Source organism: Curtobacterium sp. APC 4022, assembly GCF_030407555.1.
Taxonomy (GTDB): domain Bacteria; phylum Actinomycetota; class Actinomycetes; order Actinomycetales; family Microbacteriaceae; genus Curtobacterium.
In genome coordinates this window covers 14,532-32,614 of sequence record NZ_JASDDD010000016.1, presented here as the reverse complement: position 1 = coordinate 32,614, position 18,083 = coordinate 14,532, and the positions used below count along the sequence as shown (strand labels likewise).

Annotated in this window: 19 protein-coding genes; 16 read left to right on the top strand and 3 right to left on the bottom strand. The window is 71.0% G+C overall.

Annotated features, from left to right (window positions below; translation table 11 throughout):
* The first annotated feature begins 33 nt into the window (after positions 1-33).
* A complete protein-coding gene (ffh, locus tag QL987_RS07330) occupies positions 34-1,587 on the top strand; it encodes a signal recognition particle protein (protein ID WP_290156958.1) in 1,554 nt (517 codons plus the stop codon).
* A 112-nt stretch (positions 1,588-1,699) separates the two neighbouring features.
* On the opposite strand, the gene QL987_RS07325 is transcribed toward ffh, so the two are convergent.
* Complete coding sequence (locus QL987_RS07325; protein ID WP_221852347.1) at positions 1,700-2,830, bottom strand: glutamate--cysteine ligase; 1,131 nt, start codon at positions 2,828-2,830, stop codon at positions 1,700-1,702.
* 94 nt (positions 2,831-2,924) lie between these two features.
* Here QL987_RS07325 and QL987_RS07320 point away from each other — a divergent pair, with 94 nt between their 5' ends.
* The 5 genes from QL987_RS07320 (at position 2,925) to trmD (ending at position 7,192) form a co-directional block, all read left to right on the top strand.
* Positions 2,925-5,039 (top strand): FAD-dependent oxidoreductase, encoded by a 2,115-nt coding sequence (locus tag QL987_RS07320; RefSeq protein ID WP_290156957.1) that lies wholly within the window; start codon positions 2,925-2,927, stop codon positions 5,037-5,039.
* A 184-nt stretch (positions 5,040-5,223) separates the two neighbouring features.
* A complete protein-coding gene (gene rpsP, locus QL987_RS07315) occupies positions 5,224-5,634 on the top strand; it encodes a 30S ribosomal protein S16 (RefSeq protein WP_111075590.1) in 411 nt (136 codons plus the stop codon).
* 3 nt (positions 5,635-5,637) lie between these two features.
* Entirely contained in the window at positions 5,638-5,874 is a 237-nt protein-coding gene (locus QL987_RS07310; RefSeq protein ID WP_111075589.1) for an RNA-binding protein, read from the top strand.
* 19 nt (positions 5,875-5,893) lie between these two features.
* Positions 5,894-6,502 carry a ribosome maturation factor RimM gene (rimM, locus tag QL987_RS07305; RefSeq protein WP_290156956.1) on the top strand — a complete coding sequence of 203 codons (609 nt, stop codon included), beginning with the start codon at positions 5,894-5,896 and terminating at the stop codon, positions 6,500-6,502.
* A gap of 3 nt (positions 6,503-6,505) precedes the next feature.
* Positions 6,506-7,192, top strand: coding sequence for a tRNA (guanosine(37)-N1)-methyltransferase TrmD (trmD, locus tag QL987_RS07300; RefSeq protein WP_290156955.1), 687 nt, complete (start codon positions 6,506-6,508; stop codon positions 7,190-7,192).
* A gap of 91 nt (positions 7,193-7,283) precedes the next feature.
* Here the strand turns inward: trmD and map are convergent, their stop codons facing one another.
* Complete coding sequence (map, locus tag QL987_RS07295; protein ID WP_111075586.1) at positions 7,284-8,066, bottom strand: type I methionyl aminopeptidase; 783 nt, start codon at positions 8,064-8,066, stop codon at positions 7,284-7,286.
* 164 nt (positions 8,067-8,230) lie between these two features.
* On the opposite strand from map, the gene rplS reads away from it, so the two are divergent.
* The 9 genes from rplS (at position 8,231) to QL987_RS07250 (ending at position 15,498) form a co-directional block, all read left to right on the top strand.
* Positions 8,231-8,584, top strand: coding sequence for a 50S ribosomal protein L19 (gene rplS, locus QL987_RS07290; RefSeq protein WP_110826147.1), 354 nt, complete (start codon positions 8,231-8,233; stop codon positions 8,582-8,584).
* A gap of 159 nt (positions 8,585-8,743) precedes the next feature.
* Complete coding sequence (gene lepB / locus QL987_RS07285) at positions 8,744-9,493, top strand: signal peptidase I (RefSeq protein ID WP_221852354.1); 750 nt, start codon at positions 8,744-8,746, stop codon at positions 9,491-9,493.
* The gene (locus QL987_RS07280; protein ID WP_290156954.1) at positions 9,490-10,185 is read left to right on the top strand and encodes a ribonuclease HII; all 696 of its coding nucleotides are present in this window, start codon (positions 9,490-9,492) and stop codon (positions 10,183-10,185) included. The genes lepB and QL987_RS07280 overlap by 4 nt, the downstream gene beginning before the upstream one ends.
* Before the next feature lie 116 nt (positions 10,186-10,301).
* On the top strand, positions 10,302-10,625 hold the full coding sequence (locus QL987_RS07275) for a DUF2469 family protein (RefSeq protein ID WP_110826150.1): 324 nt from the start codon (positions 10,302-10,304) through the stop codon (positions 10,623-10,625).
* A gap of 78 nt (positions 10,626-10,703) precedes the next feature.
* Positions 10,704-11,054 (top strand): Lsr2 family protein, encoded by a 351-nt coding sequence (locus tag QL987_RS07270; RefSeq protein WP_110902043.1) that lies wholly within the window; start codon positions 10,704-10,706, stop codon positions 11,052-11,054.
* A gap of 185 nt (positions 11,055-11,239) precedes the next feature.
* On the top strand, positions 11,240-11,644 hold the full coding sequence (locus QL987_RS07265; RefSeq protein WP_290156953.1) for a YraN family protein: 405 nt from the start codon (positions 11,240-11,242) through the stop codon (positions 11,642-11,644).
* Positions 11,641-13,164, top strand: a complete 1,524-nt coding sequence (locus tag QL987_RS07260; protein ID WP_290156952.1) for a YifB family Mg chelatase-like AAA ATPase — start codon at positions 11,641-11,643, stop codon at positions 13,162-13,164. Before QL987_RS07265 ends, QL987_RS07260 begins: the two co-directional genes overlap by 4 nt.
* On the top strand, positions 13,161-14,492 hold the full coding sequence (gene dprA, locus QL987_RS07255; protein ID WP_290156950.1) for a DNA-processing protein DprA: 1,332 nt from the start codon (positions 13,161-13,163) through the stop codon (positions 14,490-14,492). Before QL987_RS07260 ends, dprA begins: the two co-directional genes overlap by 4 nt.
* A gap of 16 nt (positions 14,493-14,508) precedes the next feature.
* A complete protein-coding gene (locus QL987_RS07250) occupies positions 14,509-15,498 on the top strand; it encodes a tyrosine recombinase XerC (protein ID WP_290156949.1) in 990 nt (329 codons plus the stop codon).
* Here QL987_RS07250 and QL987_RS07245 read toward each other — a convergent pair.
* Positions 15,483-16,070 carry a M23 family metallopeptidase gene (locus QL987_RS07245; protein WP_290156977.1) on the bottom strand — a complete coding sequence of 196 codons (588 nt, stop codon included), beginning with the start codon at positions 16,068-16,070 and terminating at the stop codon, positions 15,483-15,485. The two genes, QL987_RS07250 and QL987_RS07245, sit on opposite strands and share 16 nt — an antisense overlap.
* Positions 16,071-16,495: 425 nt before the next feature.
* On the opposite strand from QL987_RS07245, the gene QL987_RS07240 reads away from it, so the two are divergent.
* Entirely contained in the window at positions 16,496-17,938 is a 1,443-nt protein-coding gene (locus QL987_RS07240) for a sugar porter family MFS transporter (protein WP_356840205.1), read from the top strand.
* Positions 17,939-18,083: the final 145 nt, after the last annotated feature.

The following is an 18,083-nucleotide window of genomic DNA, read 5'->3' as shown; positions in this document are numbered from 1 at the left end:
GCCGCACGCCACGGACGGTAGGATGGTCGGATCATGGCGCAATTCGGTTCACTCTCCGATCGGCTCACCGAGACCTTCCGCAACCTGCGGAGCAAGGGACGGCTGACCCCGTCCGACGTGGACGGCACCGTCCGCGAGATCCGGCGGGCACTGCTCGACGCGGACGTCGCGCTCGAGGTCGTGAAGTCCTTCACCGCCTCGGTGCGTGAACGGGCACTCTCGGACGAGGTCAACAAGGCGCTGAACCCGGCGCAGCAGGTCGTCCAGATCGTCAACGAAGAGCTCGTCGGCATCCTCGGCGGGCAGCAGCGACGCCTCGAGTTCGCCAAGCGGCCGCCGACGGTCATCATGCTCGCGGGCCTGCAGGGCGCCGGCAAGACGACGCTGGCGGGCAAGCTCGGCAAGTGGCTCAAGAAGGACGGCCACACCCCGATGCTCGTCGCGGCGGACCTCCAGCGTCCGAACGCGGTCCAGCAGCTGCAGGTCGTCGGCGAGCAGGCCGGCGTGCACGTCTTCGCCCCGGAGCCCGGCAACGGCGTCGGAGACCCGGTCAAGGTCGCGAAGAACGCCATCAAGGCCGCGGTCGACCAGCAGTACGACACCGTGATCGTGGACACCGCCGGCCGCCTGGGTGTGGACGCCGAGCTGATGAAGCAGGCCGCGAACATCCGCAAGGCCGTCGACCCGGACGAGGTCCTCTTCGTCATCGACGCGATGATCGGTCAGGACGCCGTCACGACCGCCCGTGCCTTCCAGGAGGGCGTCGACTTCACCGGCGTCGTCCTGTCCAAGCTCGACGGTGACGCCCGCGGTGGTGCGGCCCTGTCGGTCGCCTCGATCACCGGACGCCCGATCATGTTCGCGTCGACCGGTGAGGGGCTCGACGACTTCGAGCCGTTCCACCCGGACCGCATGGCGAGCCGCATCCTCGACCTCGGCGACATCCTGTCGCTCATCGAGCAGGCACAGGGCGCCTTCGACGAGGACGAGGCCCGCAAGGTCGCCGAGAAGATCGCGACCGACAACTTCACCCTGAACGACTTCCTGCAGCAGATGCAGCAGCTCCGGAAGGCCGGTTCGATCAAGGGCATGCTCGGCATGCTCCCCGGCGCGAAGGGCATGCGGGAAGCGCTCGACAACTTCGACGAGCGCGAGATCGTCCGCACCGAGGCGATCATCCAGTCGATGACGCCGCAGGAGCGCGAACTGCCCAAGCTCCTCAACGGCTCGCGCCGCCTGCGGATCGCCCGCGGTGCCGGCTCGACGGTGACCGAGGTGAACGCCCTGGTCAACCGGTTCGAGCAGGCCGCGAAGATGATGAAGACCGTCGCCCGCGGCGGTGTCCCGCAGATGCCGGGTATGGGGCCGATCCCGGGTATGCACGGCGGCAAGAAGCAGCAGCCGCAGGGCAAGAAGAAGAAGGTCGGCAACCCGGCGAAGCGCGCGGCGCTCGCCTCCGGTGCCGCTCCGGCTCCGCAGCAGGCGCCGAAGGGTGCGGGCCTCGGGCTCGGCATGGGGTCCGAGAAGAACGGCGGCGCGCCGTCCGAGGAAGAACTCGCGTCGTTGCAGAAGTTCCTCGGTCGCTGACCGTGTGTCACTGACTGTTCGTCGCTGAGGACGGGAGGCCCGGTACCAGCTGGTACCGGGCCTCCCGTTCGTCACGTGGTCGCGTCGCGACCCTCCCCTGTGGGACGCGTGCTCAGAGCGAGTCGCGGAGCTCGCCGACCAGGTGCTGTACGACCGCGCGGAGGTCGCCACCGTTCTCCTGCGCGACCGCGAGCTGCCGCTGGTACGAGGCGCCCCGCTCGATCATCGTGTCGAGGTGGTGCAGTTCCTCCTGGCAACCGAGTCGTTCCGCGACCGGGTCGAGGCGCGACACCAGGTCGTGCACCTCGTCCGTGACCAGTCGCTCGTCACCGGCGACGTTCGTGATGATCTCGGCGTCCATGCCGTACCGGGCGGCTCGCCACTTGTTCTCGCGGACGAACCACGGCTGCATCGCCTGCAGGGTCTCGCCGGCGTCGATCCGGTCCGAGCTCTCGGTGACCAGACACTGCACGAGCGCGGTGACCGCACCCACCTCGTGCAGGGTCGAGATGCCGTCGGACACGCGGTTCTCGATCGTGCCCCAGCCCGGCGAGGGGCGGATGTCCCAGCGCAGGTCCTTCACGCCGTCGATGACGCCGGTGTGCACGAGGTCGCCGACGACCTCCTCGAAGTTCGCCCACGCACCGAGCTGCGGCGGGAGTCCACCGGTCGGGAGCTGCTGGAACATCAGGGCCCGGTTCGAGGCGTAGCCCGTGTCGGTGCCCGCCCAGAACGGGCTCGAGGCCGTGAACGCCTGCAGGTGCGGGACGTAGCCGAGCATCGCGTTCATGATCGGGACGGCCTTGTCGCGGTCGTCGATGCCGACGTGCACGTGCACGCCCCAGATGAGCATCTGCCGGCCCCACCAGCGGGTGCGGTCGATGAGGGTCGTGTAGTGCTCGCTGTCGGGCGTGATCTCCTGCTGGTCCCACTGCGCGAACGGGTGCGTGCCGGAGCACATCACCTGCGCGTCGAGGGGCTCGGCGGCGTCGATGACCTCGCCGATGATCCCGGACAGCTCCCGGGTGGCGCCGCCGACGGTGTCGTGGACGCCGGTGACGACCTCGACCGTGTTGGTGAGCAGTTCCTCGGTCACCCGGTCCGGATCGTCCAGGCGTTCGCGGACGGCGGCGAGGACCGCCGGGGCCCGGGGCGTGAGGTCACCCGTCGCGCGGTCGACGAGGGGCAGCTCCCACTCGACGCCGATCGTCGACGGAGCGGATTCGGAGAACCGGATGTCCATGGGGCCATCCTGCCCGTCCGTCCCACCGGAACGACGGAGAGTCCGGCGTGTCCGCTCTGCCGCCGAGCGGGCACGTTCGCCTAGTGTTCGTTGCGTGACCGCTGTCGTTCCGCCCGTTGCCGACGTGCCCGCCGAGCTCCGTACCGTGGCCTCGCCCTGGACGCTCGGCCCCCTGCGCCTGTCGAACCGGGTGGTGATGGGGTCGATGCACACCGGGCTCGAGGTCCTGGACGACAGCGGTGTCGCGATGGCCGAGTTCTACCGGGAGCGCGCTGCCGGCGGTGTCGCGTGCATCATCACCGGCGGCATCGCGGTGAGCGACGAGGCCCGCGGCGGCCCGGACTTCGCGGTGTTCGGTGTCGGGGGTGCCGACGAACGGTTCCGCCGCGCGGTCGCCGCGGTGCACGACGAGGGCGGTACGGTCCTGGCGCAGCTGTTCCACGCGGGCCGGTACGCACTCGTCGGGGGACTGACCGACCGCGACGGCCGACCGCAGCGGGCAGTGGCCCCCTCGGCGCTGCCCTGGGCGGCCGCGCGCGGGGTGCTGCCCGAGGAACTCACCGCCGACGAGGTCCGCCGGACGATCGAGGACTTCGCCAGGGGTGCCCGCACGGCCGCGGCGATCGGCTTCGACGGTGTGGAGATCATGGCGTCCGAGGGGTACCTCGTGAACCAGTTCCAGTCGCCGCTGACGAACCTGCGCGACGACGAGTGGGGCGGGACCCCGGAGCGCCGCCGTCGCTTCGCGGTCGAGGTCGTCCGCGCCGTCCGTGCCGCCGTCCCCGAGCTGGCCGTCACGATCCGGCTCTCCGGCGCCGACCTGATGCCCGGGTCCTCCACGGACGCGGACGTCGACGCCCTGGTGCGCGAACTGCTGCCGCTCGGCCTCGACGCGATCTCGGTCGGCATCGGCTGGCACGAGTCCCGGACCCCGACGATCCAGGCGTCCGTGCCACACGGCGCGTGGATCGAGCAGGCGAGCCGGATCGCCGACGTGGTCCGGGCCTCCGACCACCCGGACGTGCGCGTGATCGCGTCGAACCGGATGACGGACCTGCGCGACGGCGAAGCGGTCCTCGCCGACGGCCGGATCGACGCGGTGGCGATGGCACGACCCTTCCTGGCGGACGCGGAGCTCATCGAGCGCTCCCTGGCCGGCCGCTTCGACCTGGTGAACACGTGCATCGGCTGCAACCAGGCCTGCCTCGACCGGTCCGTCGTCGGCGCGCCGGTGTCGTGCCTGGTGAACCCGCGCGCCGCCCGCGAGGTGCGGTTCCCGCTCCGTCCGACGGCGGCCCCGAAACGCGTGGACGTCGTCGGCGGGGGACCGGCCGGTCTCGCCGCAGCGGTCGACGCCGCCCGACGTGGGCACGACGTCCGGCTCTGGGAGGCCTCGGACGTGCTCGGCGGGCAGTTCGGCCTCGCCGCCGAGATCCCCGGGAAGGAGGACTACGCCGGCCCCGTGCAGGCAGCCCGCGCGGAACTCGCGGAGCGCGGTGCGACCGTGCACCTGGGTCGTGCCGCCACCCTCGCCGACCTCCGTGACAGCGACGCCGTGGTGCTCGCGTCCGGGGTGACCCCGCGCGTGGTCGACGTCCCCGGGGTGGACCTGCCGCACGTGCTCACGTACGAGCAGGCCCTCCGCGACGGTGTGCCCGACGGCACGGTGGCGGTCATCGGCGGCGGCGGGATCGGCGTCGACACCGCCGCGTTCCTCACCGAGTCGCCGGACGAGGCCGTACGTGCCGCCGAGTTCGGCGCGCGGTGGCAGGTGCCGGTGTCCGACGAGCTCGTCGGGGACCTGCCGCAGCGCCAGCCGACCGCGCAGCGCACGGTCCGGCCCGGGCACCAGGTCACGGTCCTCCGCCGGTCGGGCAAGTTCGGGCAGGGGATCGGCCTCACCTCGCGGTGGGTCGCGCTCGGCCGGCTCCGGGACGCCGGGGTCCGGATGGTCGGCGATGTGCAGGAGTACCTGCGGATCGAGCCGGGTCGCCTCTGGATCCGCGACGAGTCCGGGGACGAGGTCGCCGTGCCGGCCGACGTCGTCGTGGTCTGTGCCGGACAGGAGGCGCGGGACGAGTTGACCACGGGCCTCCAGTCCGCAGACGTGCCGTACGCGGTCGTCGGCGGCGCCCGGGACGCCCGCAGTGTCGACGCCGTCCGGGCGACGAGCGAGGCCCTGGAGGCCGTCCGACGCCTGGCACCGTAGGGCGCCGCCGACGCGCCGCGGGACGTGGCTCGCTTCCCGCTCCGGAATCTGCAAGAATGAACGGTCGAATCGTGTCCGCTCGACCCTCTATCCAGCGGATTGCGATCTCATCGAGCTTCCACCGTGTGTGCCCCCACGCCCGCGGTTCCGGTTCAACCACAACACGTACGCAACAGGAGTCATTGTGGCTGTCAAGATCCGTCTCAAGCGCCTCGGCAAGATCCGAGCGCCCTACTACCGCATCGTCGTCGCCGACTCGCGCACCAAGCGCGATGGTCGTGTCATCGAGGAGATCGGCAAGTACCACCCCACCGAGGAGCCCTCGTTCATCGAGGTGCAGTCCGAGCGTGCGCAGTACTGGCTCAGCGTCGGTGCGCAGCCGACCGAGCAGGTCGCCGCACTCCTCAAGCTGACCGGTGACTGGGCCAAGTTCAAGGGCGAGAAGGACACCGCGTCCAAGGTCCAGGTCCGCGAGCCGAAGCCGGCCTTCACGGTCGACAGCTCCAAGAAGGCCGTCCTCAAGCCCAAGTCGGAGAAGACGGCCCCCGCCGCTCCGGCCGCAGCCGAGACCGCCGACGAGACGACCGAGGCGTAGTCCTTGCTCGAATCCGCGCTGACGCACCTCGTCAAGGGGATCGTCGATCACCCTGACGACGTGCGCGTCGCCAGCTCCACCTCCCCGCGGGGCGAGGTCCTCGAGGTGCGTGTGCACCCCGAGGACCTCGGCCGCGTGATCGGTCGCGCCGGTCGCACCGCGAAGGCGCTCCGCACGCTCGTCACGGCCCTGGCCGACGGCAAGCGCGTGCGGGTCGACGTGGTGGACAGCGATTCCTAGGGAGACGACCCAGCTCCGGGTGGGTCGCATCACGAAGGCGCACGGGCTCAAGGGCGGCATCAAGCTCGAGCTCTACACCGACGACCCGGATCGTCGGTTCACGCCAGGAGCGGTCTTCACGCTCCAGGTCCCCGACGACTCTCCCTGGTCGGGGAAGACCATCGCACTCGACGAGCTGCGCTGGTACAACTCCCACCCGGTCGCCTTCTTCGAGGGCATCGCCGACCGGAGCGCCGCCGAGACCCTCGCACGCGCCATCCTCTGGGTCGAACAGGACACCGAGGAAGAGACCGGCGAGGACGATGCCTGGTACGACCACCAGCTGGTCGGCCTGACGGTCCTCCGCGACGGTGTGCAGGTCGGCACCGTCGCCCGGGTCGACCACATGCCGGCCCAGGACCTGCTCGTGGTCGACACCGAGTCCCGCGGCGAGGTCCTCGTGCCGTTCGTCGCGGCGATCGTCCCCTCGGTCGACCTGGAGGCGGGCACCGTCACGGTGACGCCGCCGACGGGGCTGTTCGAGGACCCGGAGGACATGAGCCGTCCCGAGACGGTCACGCCGGCTCCCGACGCGTCGGCTGACGAGTCGTCGGCACCCGACACGTCGGCTCCCGACTCCGAGGACTGATCCGTGCGGATCGACATCGTCACGATCTTCCCGGAGTTCTTCGGGGTGCTCGACGTCTCCCTGCTCGGCAAGGCACGGCAGGGCGGGCTGCTCGACCTGCACGTGCACGACCTGCGCTCGTGGACGACCGACCGCCACCGCACCGTCGACGACACCCCGTACGGCGGCGGCGCCGGCATGGTCATGAAGCCCGAACCGTGGGCCGAGGCGCTGGCCTCGATCCTGCGGTCCGACGGCTCCTCGACCCTCGTCGTCCCGACGCCCGCGGGCACCCCCTTCCGGCAGACCATCGCCCGCTCGCTCGCCGAGCACGAGCACCTCGTCTTCGCCTGCGGGCGGTACGAGGGCATCGACGCCCGGGTGTTCGAGTGGGCCGCGACCCGGAGCACCGTCGTCGAGCTCTCGCTCGGCGACTACGTCCTGAACGGCGGCGAGGTCGCGGCGATGGCCATGATCGAAGCCGTCGGCCGTCTGGTCCCCGGTGTGGTCGGCAACCCCGAGTCCCTCGTCGAGGAGTCCCACGAGGACGGCCTGCTCGAGTACCCCTCGTACACGAAGCCGGCTTCCTGGCGTGGCCTCGACGTGCCGGACGTCCTGCTCAGTGGGCACCACGGGCGGATCGCCGGCTGGCGGCACGAGCAGCAGGTCGAGCGGACGCGCCGCGTCCGGCCGGACCTGCTGCCGGACTGAGCGGGTCGCGGACCCGCCACTGACGTCACGGGAGGCCCGTCACCAGCTGGTGACGGGCCTCCCGTCCGTCATGTGGCCGGCCGTGCCGGTCTCAGGCGTCGCGCTGCGCCCGGCGGAGGGTGAGGACCTCCGGGCCCTGCTCGGTCACCGCGACCGTGTGCTCGACGTGCGCCGCGCGCGAGCCGTCGACGCTGCGGAGGGTCCACCCGTCCTCGTCCTGGTAGAGCTCGTCCGTGCCCTGCATCAGCCACGGCTCGATCGCGACGACCAGTCCGGGGCGGAGCTTCAGACCGCGGCCAGGGCGCCCGTCGTTCGGGACGTGCGGGTCACCGTGCATCGTGTGTCCGACGCCGTGTCCACCGAACTGCAGGTTCACGTCGTACCCGGCGCCACGGGCGACCGAGCCGATCGCGGCCGAGACGTCACCGAGCTTGTTGCCGGGAGCCGCCTGGGCGATGCCCGCGGCCAGGCACTGCTCGACGGTCGCGATGAGGCGCTGGTCCTCGTCGCGCGGGGTGCCGACCTGGACCGTGACGGCGGAGTCCGCCACCCAGCCGTCGACGCTCGCGGCGAAGTCCAGGCTGACCAGGTCGCCGTCCTGCAGGACGAGGTCGTACGGCAGCCCGTGCAGGGCGGCGTCGTTCACCGAGGTACAGAGGTTCTTGCCGAAGGGGGACTTGCCGAACGACGGGTGGTAGTCGACGTAGCAGCTCTCCGCCCCGCGCTCGGCGATCATGCGTGCGGCGACGCGGTCGAGGTCGAGCAGGTTCACGCCGACGTCGACGGTCTCGAGCAGGGCGTCCAGGACGTCAGCGACGAAACGGCCGGCGACACGCAGTCCGTCGAGTTCGGCGGGGGTGCGGAGTTCGATCATGGGACCATCCTGCCGGTTGGCCGCAGTGCACTTGTTGTGGCATGATGATCGATCGTGCCCTGGCTGGACTCTGCCACGGGGGAGTCGCCGACACCGGGCACGTCTCGTTCTTTCCGAATTCGATCCGCGGCGACCCGTGTGCGTCCGCAGGAAGTGACACCATCATGCAGCTCCTCGACCACGTGACCGCCGGTGCCCTGCGCACCGACCACCCTGACTTCCGCCCCGGCGACACCGTCAAGGTCCACGTCAACATCGTCGAAGGCACGCGCTCGCGTATCCAGGTCTTCCAGGGCGTCGTCATCGGCCGCCAGGGCCACGGCATCGGCGAGACCTTCACGGTCCGCAAGGTGAGCTTCCAGGTCGGTGTCGAGCGCATGTTCCCCGTGCACTCCCCGATCATCGACCACGTCGAGATCGTCACCCGCGGTGACGTCCGTCGCGCGAAGCTCTACTACCTCCGCGAACTCCGCGGCAAGGCAGCCCGTCGCAAGATCAAGGAGAAGCGCGACAACTGATCGTCTTCACAGGGAGCGCCGGGAAGCTGGTTCCTCTGCGAGCCCCTCGTCCATGTACGGTTGTGCATCGGCGGGGGGCTCGTCCGTTCCTGGAGCCCGTCGCCACCGGGGCAGGAGCATCTCGGAAGCACTTCCGGGAACAGGTCGACGAGAGCGGAAATGACGGACACGACAGAGGGTGAAGCCCGTCGGCCACGAACGGCGAAGAAGCCGCGCAACGGGGTCCTGACGTTCCTGCGCGACCTCGTCATCATCTTCATCGCGGCGCTGCTGGTGTCGTTCCTGGTGAAGACGTTCCTGATCCGCTCGTTCTACATCCCGTCCGAGTCGATGCAGAACACCCTGCAGGTGAACGACCGCGTCATCGTCAACGAACTCGTCCCCGGCGCCGTCAAGCTCAAGCGCGGCGACGTCGTGGTCTTCAAGGACCCGGGCGGGTGGCTCACCGGTGAGACCCTGCCGAACGTCCAGCCGACGACGCCGATCGGCAAGGCCGCGGACTGGCTGCTCACCCAGGTCGGTCTCGGCACCGGCGACAGCGACGACCACCTGATCAAGCGCGTGATCGGCCTGCCGGGCGACAAGGTGAGCTGCTGCAACGACCTCGGACAGATGTCCGTCAACGGGGTCCCGCTGACCGAGCCGTACCTGAAGCTGCCCGCGGGTGACACCCGTGCGTCGCAGACACCGTTCTCCGTCACCGTGCCGAAGGGCACCATCTGGGTGATGGGTGACAACCGCGACAACTCGCGCGACTCCCGCTACAACGGTGACACCCCGTCGAAGGGCTTCGTGCCGCTGTCCGACGTCACCGGCCGGGCCTTCGTGATCTCGTGGCCGACCAACCGCTGGACCTGGCTCGACGACCACCCCGAGGTCTTCGCCGGGGTGGAGCAGCGGGACAAGTGACCCCGGTCCGGCCCTCACTGCGGCTCGAGAAGTCGCTGCTCGCCGCCGGGCGGGTCACCGTGATCGGCGTCGACGAGGTCGGCCGTGGCGCGATCGCCGGCCCGGTCGGGGTCGGTGTCGCCGCCGTCACCCTCGACGTCCGTCGGGTGCCGCCGGGCCTCGCCGATTCGAAGCTCCTGACCCAGTCGCGGCGGGAGGCCCTGGTCCCCGTGGTGACCCGCTGGGCGCGCACCGCGGTGGGGATGGCGTCGGCGCAGGTCGTCGACGAACAGGGCATCGTCGCCGCGCTCGGACTGGCCGGGGCCCGGGCGATCGGGACACTCGTGCAGGGCGGTGTTGCACTCGAGGGTGCCGTGGTGGTGCTCGACGGGTCGTTCGACTGGCTCACCCGCGCACTGCCGGCCGAACACCGGCCGCTCGACGTCCAGGTGCGGGTGAAGGCCGACCGGGACTGCGCGTCGGTCGCAGCGGCCTCGGTCGTCGCCAAGGTCGCTCGAGACGACCTGATGATCGCCGCCCACGACGACGCGCCGCACTACGCATGGGCGTCGAACAAGGGCTACGGGTCGACCGCGCACTACGACGCGATCCGCACGGTCGGACCGCACGAGCTGCACCGGAAGACCTGGCTGCACGCGGCGTCGAGTGTCGCCCTGGACGGGTTCGAGGGACTGGACGCCGTCGGCGGGTGAGTGCGGTCCTGCGCGGTTCGCCCCTGTTCTCGGCGGTTCTCGGCGGTTCTCCGCGGTCGGACGGTCAGGAGGCCGTGGTCGCTCTGGAGTGTCGGTCGCTCTAGACTGAGCGGGCCATGGATGACGAAGAATTCGACGACTACGACCGCGAGGTCGAACTGGCCCTGTACCGCGAGTACCGCGACGTCGTGGGGCAGTTCCGGTACGTGGTCGAGACCGAGCGGCGGTTCTACCTGGCGAACGAGGTCGAACTCGTGCGCCGGGACACCGAGCACGACTTCTACTTCGAATTGACGATGAACGACGTGTGGGTCTGGGACGTCTACCGTTCCGACCGCTTCGTGAAGTCGGTCCGGGTGCTCACGTTCAAGGACGTGAACGTCGAAGAACTCACCGCGCGTGAACTCGAACTGCCGAAGGAACTCGCACTCGACGAATGAGGCGCGCCGGGTGATTCGACCGTTCCGCATTGTGCTGCGATACTCTGAGTTGCAATAACGACTCTGAAGGAGTGCACGATGGCGCAGAAGGTCACTGTCCAGCTCGTCGACGATCTCGACGATTCGCCGATCGCCGCTGGCGATGGCCGAACGGTCGAGTTCGCTTTCGACGGTTCGTCGTACGAGATCGACCTGTCGAACGACAACGTCGACAAGTTCCGGGACGCGATCTCGGACTACATCGCCGCAGCGCGCAAGACCGCCGGTCGTCGCACCGGTTCGACGGGCAAGAGCCCGTCCGCCCCGAAGCGGGGGAACTCCGAGGAACTCGGGAAGATCCGCGAGTGGGCCAAGGAGAACGGCTACGAGGTCTCTTCTCGCGGCCGTATCTCCACGCAGGTGCAGGAAGCGTACGCAGCCGCACACTGAGCATCCGACCGGCGCATCAGCGCTGGTCACGGCACGAGCCGGACATTCCGTGAGGAATTGTCCGGCTTTTGTCATGTGCGGCAACATTTCCGGCCCTTTCCTGCACAGGACGGTCGTTCTGCCCTGTTGTCCCCAGATTGCGGGTACCGGCCCGGTCGTTTCGCTCGGTGATTCATCGTTGCTCCATGACGAATCGTGCAGACCGACCGGACGTCGGCGGCGCTCTTCCCCGACGTGATCCGCGCCGGACGACGGGCAATGTCGGAGAAGACCACGCGGTGGAATGGCTCGAGCGGCACGGCTTCTCGATCATCGACCGGAATTGGCGATGCGCCCGCGGCGAAGTCGACATCGTCGCGCGGGACGGTGACACGATCGTCTTCATCGAGGTGAAGACCCGCACCGGGCAGACGACCGGACATCCGCTCGAAGCGGTGACGCCCCGGAAGCTCGCACGCATCCGGCAGCTCGTGCCGGCCTGGTTCCATGCACACCGCGACCAGACGGCGCATGCGATCCGGATCGACTGCATCGCGGTGACGATGATCGCGGACCACGTCGCGATCGAGCACGTCGAGGCGCTCGGGTGAGCGACATCGGACGGACCTCGGCGGTCGCGCTGGTCGGCGTGCAGGGCAGCCTCGTCGAGGTCGAGGCGCACCTCACCAGCCAGCTGCCCACGTTCAGCATCATCGGGCTGCCGGACACCTCGCTCGGCGAAGCCCGCGAACGGGTCCGGTCCGCCGCGGCGATGGCGGACTGTCCGCTGCCGGCGCGACGCATCACGGTGAACCTCACCCCGGCGAGTGTGCCGAAGCGCGGCTCCGGCTTCGACCTGGCGATCGCGATGGCCGTGCTCGCCGCTGCCGGCACCGCACCCGGGGCCGATCGCGGGGTCGTCTACGTCGGGGAACTCGGGCTCGACGGGCGGGTCCGACCGGTGCCGGGGATCATCCCCGTGGTCCTGGCCGCGCGGGCCGCCGGGATCGAACGGGTCGTGCTGCCGGTGGGCAACCTCACCGAAGCGCGGGCGGTCCCGGACATCGCGCTCACCGCCGTGGACTCGCTCCGCTCCGCGGCGATCGACGCGGGGGCCGACCTGCCCGCGGGCTTCGCCGATCCGGTCCTGCCGCCGCCCGTGCCCGACGACACCCTGCCGTCGCTGGAGCTGTCGGACGTCGTCGGCAACGCGATCGGGGTGCGTGCGGTCATCGCCGCGGCGGCCGGCGGGCACCACGTGCTGCTGCTCGGACCGCCGGGCGCCGGCAAGACGATGCTCGCCGAACGCCTGCCGGCCCTGCTGCCGGACCTCGACCCGGACGCCGCGCTCGAGGTCGCGGCCGTCCGCTCCGTCGCCGGCCACGGGGAGCGCTCGTGGACGCTCCGACCTCCGTGGGAGGCACCGCACCACTCCGCCTCCGCCGCGGCCCTGATCGGCGGTGGGACCGGGCAACTCCGTCCGGGGGCGGTGTCACGGGCGACCCGCGGGGTGCTGTTCCTCGACGAGGCGACCGAGTTCCCGCGGGTGGTGCTCGACGCGCTCCGGCAGCCCCTCGAAGCCGGGCGCATCACAGTCCACCGGGCGGGGGGATCTGCGGAGTTCCCGGCACGCTGTCAGCTCGTGCTGGCAGCGAACCCGTGTCCGTGCGGCAATGCCGGGTCCAGCGGAGGCGCGGGGTGCTCGTGCGTCCCGAGTGCGGTCCGGCGGTACCTCGGTCGGCTGTCCGGGCCGCTGCTCGACCGCATCGACATCCGGGTCGCCGTCCCGCGGGTGACGACCGGCATGCTCCGGGCCGACAGCGGTGCGACGCCCACCACCGCCGCCGCGCGTCGGACGGTCCTCGAGGCCCGACAGCGGATGAGCACACGCCTGCGTGGGACCGGGTGGAGCCGGAACGCCGAGGTGACCGGGTCGTGGTTGCGCGAGGACGGACGCGCGGCCGACGGTGCGACGGACCTGCTCGACCGCGGCCTCGACCTCGGGACACTGACCATGCGCGGGTGGGACCGGGTGATGCGACTTGCGTGGACGATGGCCGACCTCGACGGCGACGACCGACCGGAGCGGCGGCACGTCGAACGGGCGCTGGCGTTGCGGACCGCGCTGTGAGCGCCACCGGAGCCGGGTGGTCGCCGTCGGACCGAGACACTGTCCTCGGACGGCTGCGGGACTCGGCGGTCCGTTCGACCGGTGGGGACGAGCACGACGAGGTCCTGGCGCGGGTGGCGTGGTCGACCGTCGTCGAGCCGGGGGACTCGGACGCGGGACACCTCGTCGCGCGCCTCGGAGCGGTGCGGTCGATCCGGGCCGTGCTCGATGCCCTCGACACCGGACCGCTCGAGGTGGCGGAGATGCTGGTCGGTGCGGGTGCGGGTGCGGGTGCGGGTGCGCGGGTACGGGGTTCGACGGGGGCTGCTGTTGGTGCCTGCGATGAGGACGAGATCCGGCAGCGTCTGGTGGAGTCCGCCGCCACGGCACTCGTCCCGGCACTCGCGCGGTGGCGGCCCCGGCTGCTCCGGCTCGACGTCGACGCAGTGCTGTCGGCAGCGTCAGCGGTCGGGTGTGCCCTCGTCGTGCCCGGCGACCAGGACTGGCCCGCGGGGATCGACGACCTCGGCCCACACGCGCCGCTGGTCCTCTGGCGACGCGGAGCACCGTGCACCACCGGACGTCCGTCCGTCGCGGTCGTCGGTTCGCGGGCGAACACGGTCCTCGGTGCCGAGGCCGCCGCCGAGATCACCTCCGCCGCCGCCGATGCCGGCTGTGTCGTCGTCTCCGGGGGCGCGCACGGCATCGACGCCGTCGCGCACCGGGTCGCGATGGCCGCCGGCGCTCCGACGGTCGCCGTGCTGGCCGGCGGGATCGACCAGCTCTACCCGGCCGCGAACACCGCGATGCTGCACGCCGTGGCCGAGCACGGCGCCCTGCTCGCCGAGTGTCCACCGGGGACCCGACCGTCGCGCTGGCGGTTCCTCGCCCGGAACCGGTTGATCGCCGCCCTCGCGACCACGACCGTCATCGTCGAAGCGGGTGCCCGCTCCGGGGCTCTCAACACCGCGAACCACGCCGGTCAGCTGGGACGGACGGTGTTCGCCGTCCCGGGGCCGTACTCGTCGTCGGCGTCGGTCGGCTGTCACCGGTTGATCGCGGACCGGCGGGCGGAGATCGTGGTGCAACCGCGCGACCCGGCCGAGACGGCGGTGCGACTGTGGGCGGGGGAGCGGATCGTCGCCGGGGCCGAGGTCCCGATCGCCGGCGCGCGGACCGACCCCGAGGTGCTCCGTGTCGTCGACGCCCTGGCCGCGCGGCGCCCGACCCCGCTCGACGAGGTCGCCCGGCGGTCCGGGCTCTCACTCGCCGACACCACCGATGCCCTGGCGCTGGCGGAGCTGCAGGGGTTGGTCCAGCAGGGCCCCGGGGGATGGACGACCACGTGAGCCGTACCCTGGCGTCATGCACGACACCGAGGACGACCAGCAGCACGCGGGTGGGACGCTCGCGGCCGTCGTCCCGGTGTTCCTCGACCACTGTCGGCACGGCCGCGGCCTCAGCGATCAGACCGTCCGGGCCTACCGTGCCGACCTCGACGACCTCGTGGCGTTCGCCGCCGAGCGGCAGGTCGTCACGGCCGCGGGTCTCACGCTCGAGGTGCTCCGCGACTGGCTCTGGGCGGCGACCGAACGCGGTCTCGCCCGGTCGACCATCGCGCGCCGGAGTGCGTCGGTCCGGGCCTTCACCCGGTGGGCGAGCGAGACCGGTGTGCTGGCCGTCGACCCCGGGGTGCGCCTCCGGGCTCCGAAGGGCGCCGCCCACCTGCCCCGCGTCGTGGCGCAGGACCAGGTGCGGTCGATGCTCGACGGGCTCGCCGTCCGCGCCGCCGGCGACGACCCGGCGGCGCTCCGCGACCGTGCGGTGGTCGAGCTGCTGTACGCCGCCGGCATCCGCGTGAGTGAACTCGTCGGACTCGACCTCGGCGACGTCGACCGGACCCGCCTGACCGTCCGCGTGCTCGGCAAGGGCGGCAAGGAGCGCGTGGTGCCGTTCGGCGTCCCGGCGCACGACGCTCTCGAGGCGTGGCTCAACCGTGGGCGGCCGGCGCTCGCCGCGGCGGCTGCAGCTGGGAGACCGGGAGCCGCCGCCGCTGTCACTGCCGCGCGTCCCGCCGGCGCGGCCCTGTTCCTCGGCGACCGCGGTGCCCGACTCGGCACCCGGAGCGCGTACCGCATCGTCGCCCGGCTGCTCGAGGCTCTGCCCGGCGAGGGCCCGAGTGGTCCGCACACCTTCCGGCACACCGCGGCGACGCACCTGCTCGACGGGGGAGCGGACCTCCGGGCGGTCCAGGAGCTGCTCGGGCACGCGAGCCTCGGCACGACGCAGATCTACACCCACGTGTCCTCAGCACGCCTCCGCGAGGTCTACCGCACCGCTCACCCCCGGGCCTGAGCGTCCGGCAGCAGCACCGGCCATGCGGGTCTCGGCAGGAGCGGCAACGGGTCCACGTACCGGCCGTCGACCCGGGCGCCGAGGTGCAGGCACGGCTCCGCCACCCGACAGTGTCCGCTGGCGACCGTCCCGACCGGGTCGCCTCGTCGGACGAGCGTGCCCGCCGACACCGACGCCGACGGTAGGACCGGATCGAGGGTGCTCACCAATCCGCCGCCGTGGTCGATCGTCACGACCGGACGTCCGCCGACCTGCCCGGCGAACGCGACGGTGCCGTCCGCTGGAGCCGTCACCGGCGTCCCGGGGCCGGCGGGCACGTCGAGCCCACGGTGTCCCGGCCCGTAGTCGGTCGCCGGTGCCTGCCACGGCCGGAGCACGACGTGGGAAGACGTCGGCCACGACCACCGCGCCGGTGCCTCGGTGTCCGCGAGCCTGGCGTGAGCGGAAGTTGCGCCCGGCAGCGCGCCGGACACCGCCAGCACGGAACCCGACAGCGCGGTCGTCGGCAGCGCGCGAACCGGCAGCGCGTGCCCTGGCAGCGCGCGAACCGGTAGCGCCACGACCGGCAGCATCACGACCATCGCGAGCACCAGCCTCGCCCGGGCCGCCACACGCCACGCCAGCACGCGAGCCCGTCGCGAACCGCGCCACGTCGATCCGCCCCACGTCCCTCCGCCCCACTTCCACCGGCCGCGCATCCACCCGCGCCCGGTCCACCCGCGCCACTTCCACCCGTTCGACATCCCGTCCTCCCGGGCCCACGTTCCCGTGTCCGACGCGGCCGCGAGGCGGGCCGGAGCCGACCTGTGGGCAGTTCCCCGGGCCTCCCGTCCGGTGCAGGACAGGCCCAGCTGGACCACACCTGATGTGCTGACCAGCCGCAGAAGGGGTACTGTCGGGGCCGCTCCGGACACCGCAACGCCGCTCGGACGGCGATCCAGCCGACCGCCGGGGCACCGTGCACCACCCGGCACGGCGGCGGGAATCCAGGAGCATCGTGTCGAACACGACCACCGGACACGGCGAAGACCGTGCGTTCAAGGGGAAGGTCACACTGTTCGCCATCGCGGCGGCAGTCGGTGGCTTCCTCTTCGGTTTCGACTCGTCCGTCATCAACGGCGCCGTCGAGGCCATCAAGGGCGAGTTCGACCTGTCCGAGGGCGCCAGCGGCTTCGCGGTCGCCTCCGCCCTCATCGGCTGTGCCTTCGGCGCCTACTTCGCCGGTCGTCTCGCTGACCGGTGGGGTCGCACCCGGGTGATGTTCTGGGCCGCCGTGCTGTTCTTCGTCTCGTCGATCGGTTCCGGGTTCGCGTTCGCCACGTGGGACTTCGTCCTCTGGCGCCTCATCGGCGGTCTCGGCATCGGCACCGCGTCGGTCATCGCCCCCGCGTACATCTCCGAGGTCTCGCCGAAGGCGATCCGTGGGCGGCTGGCCTCGTTCCAGCAGCTCGCGATCACGCTCGGTATCTTCGCCGCGCTGCTCTCCGACCAGTTCTTCGCCGTCACCGCGGGCAGCGCCTCGGCCGAGGTCGCCGGGCTGCCGGCCTGGCGCTGGATGTTCCTGGTCGGCGTGATCCCGTCGATCGTCTACGGCATCCTCGCGATCACCCTGCCGGAGTCGCCGCGCTACCTGCTCACCAAGGGCCGGAAGGACGACGCCCGCGACGTCATGACGAAGATCGTGCCGCGTGACACCGTGAACACGAGCCTGGAGGAGATCCAGGACGGCATCACCAAGGAAGCCAACGAGAAGAAGGGCTCGATCCGCGGCAACCGCTTCGGTCTGCAGCCCATCGTCTGGGTCGGCATCATCCTCGCCGTGCTGCAGCAGTTCGTCGGCATCAACGTGATCTTCTACTACTCGACCACCCTCTGGCAGGCCGTCGGGTTCAAGGAGAACGACTCGTTCCTCATCTCGACGATCACCTCGGTGGTCAACGTCGCTGTCACGTTCATCGCGATCTTCCTGGTGGACAAGGTCGGCCGCAAGCCGCTCCTGGTCGCCGGTTCCGCGGGCATGTTCGTCTCGTTGGCGATGGTCGCGATCGCGTTCTCGCAGTCCGTGATGGTCGACGGCGAGCCGAGCCTGCCGGGTGCCTGGGGCATCATCGCGCTGATCTTCGCGAACCTCTTCGTCGTGTCGTTCGGCGCCACGTGGGGTCCGCTCATGTGGGTGCTCCTCGGCGAGATGTTCCCGAACCGCATCCGCGCCACCGCGCTCGGCATCGGGTCGGCAGCCAACTGGATCGCCAACTTCATCGTCACGATCTCGTTCCCGGTGCTGTCCGGCTTCAACCTCACGGTGACGTACGGCATCTACGCCCTGTTCGCGTTGATCTCGTTCTTCTTCGTCATCGCGAAGATCCCCGAGACCAAGGGCCGCTCCCTCGAGGAGATGGGCATCAGCGCCGAGGGGGAGACCAGCGCCGCCAAGGCCTAGTCACCTCCGCAGTACCGGACGGGAGGCCCGGATCACCATCGCCGATCGGCGCACGTGATCCGGGCCTCTCTTCTGTTAGCATTTCTCCAGCAGCGCGCCGAGCGCGCTGACTTCGCGTGTCCACGCAGCACACACGGTCATCGGT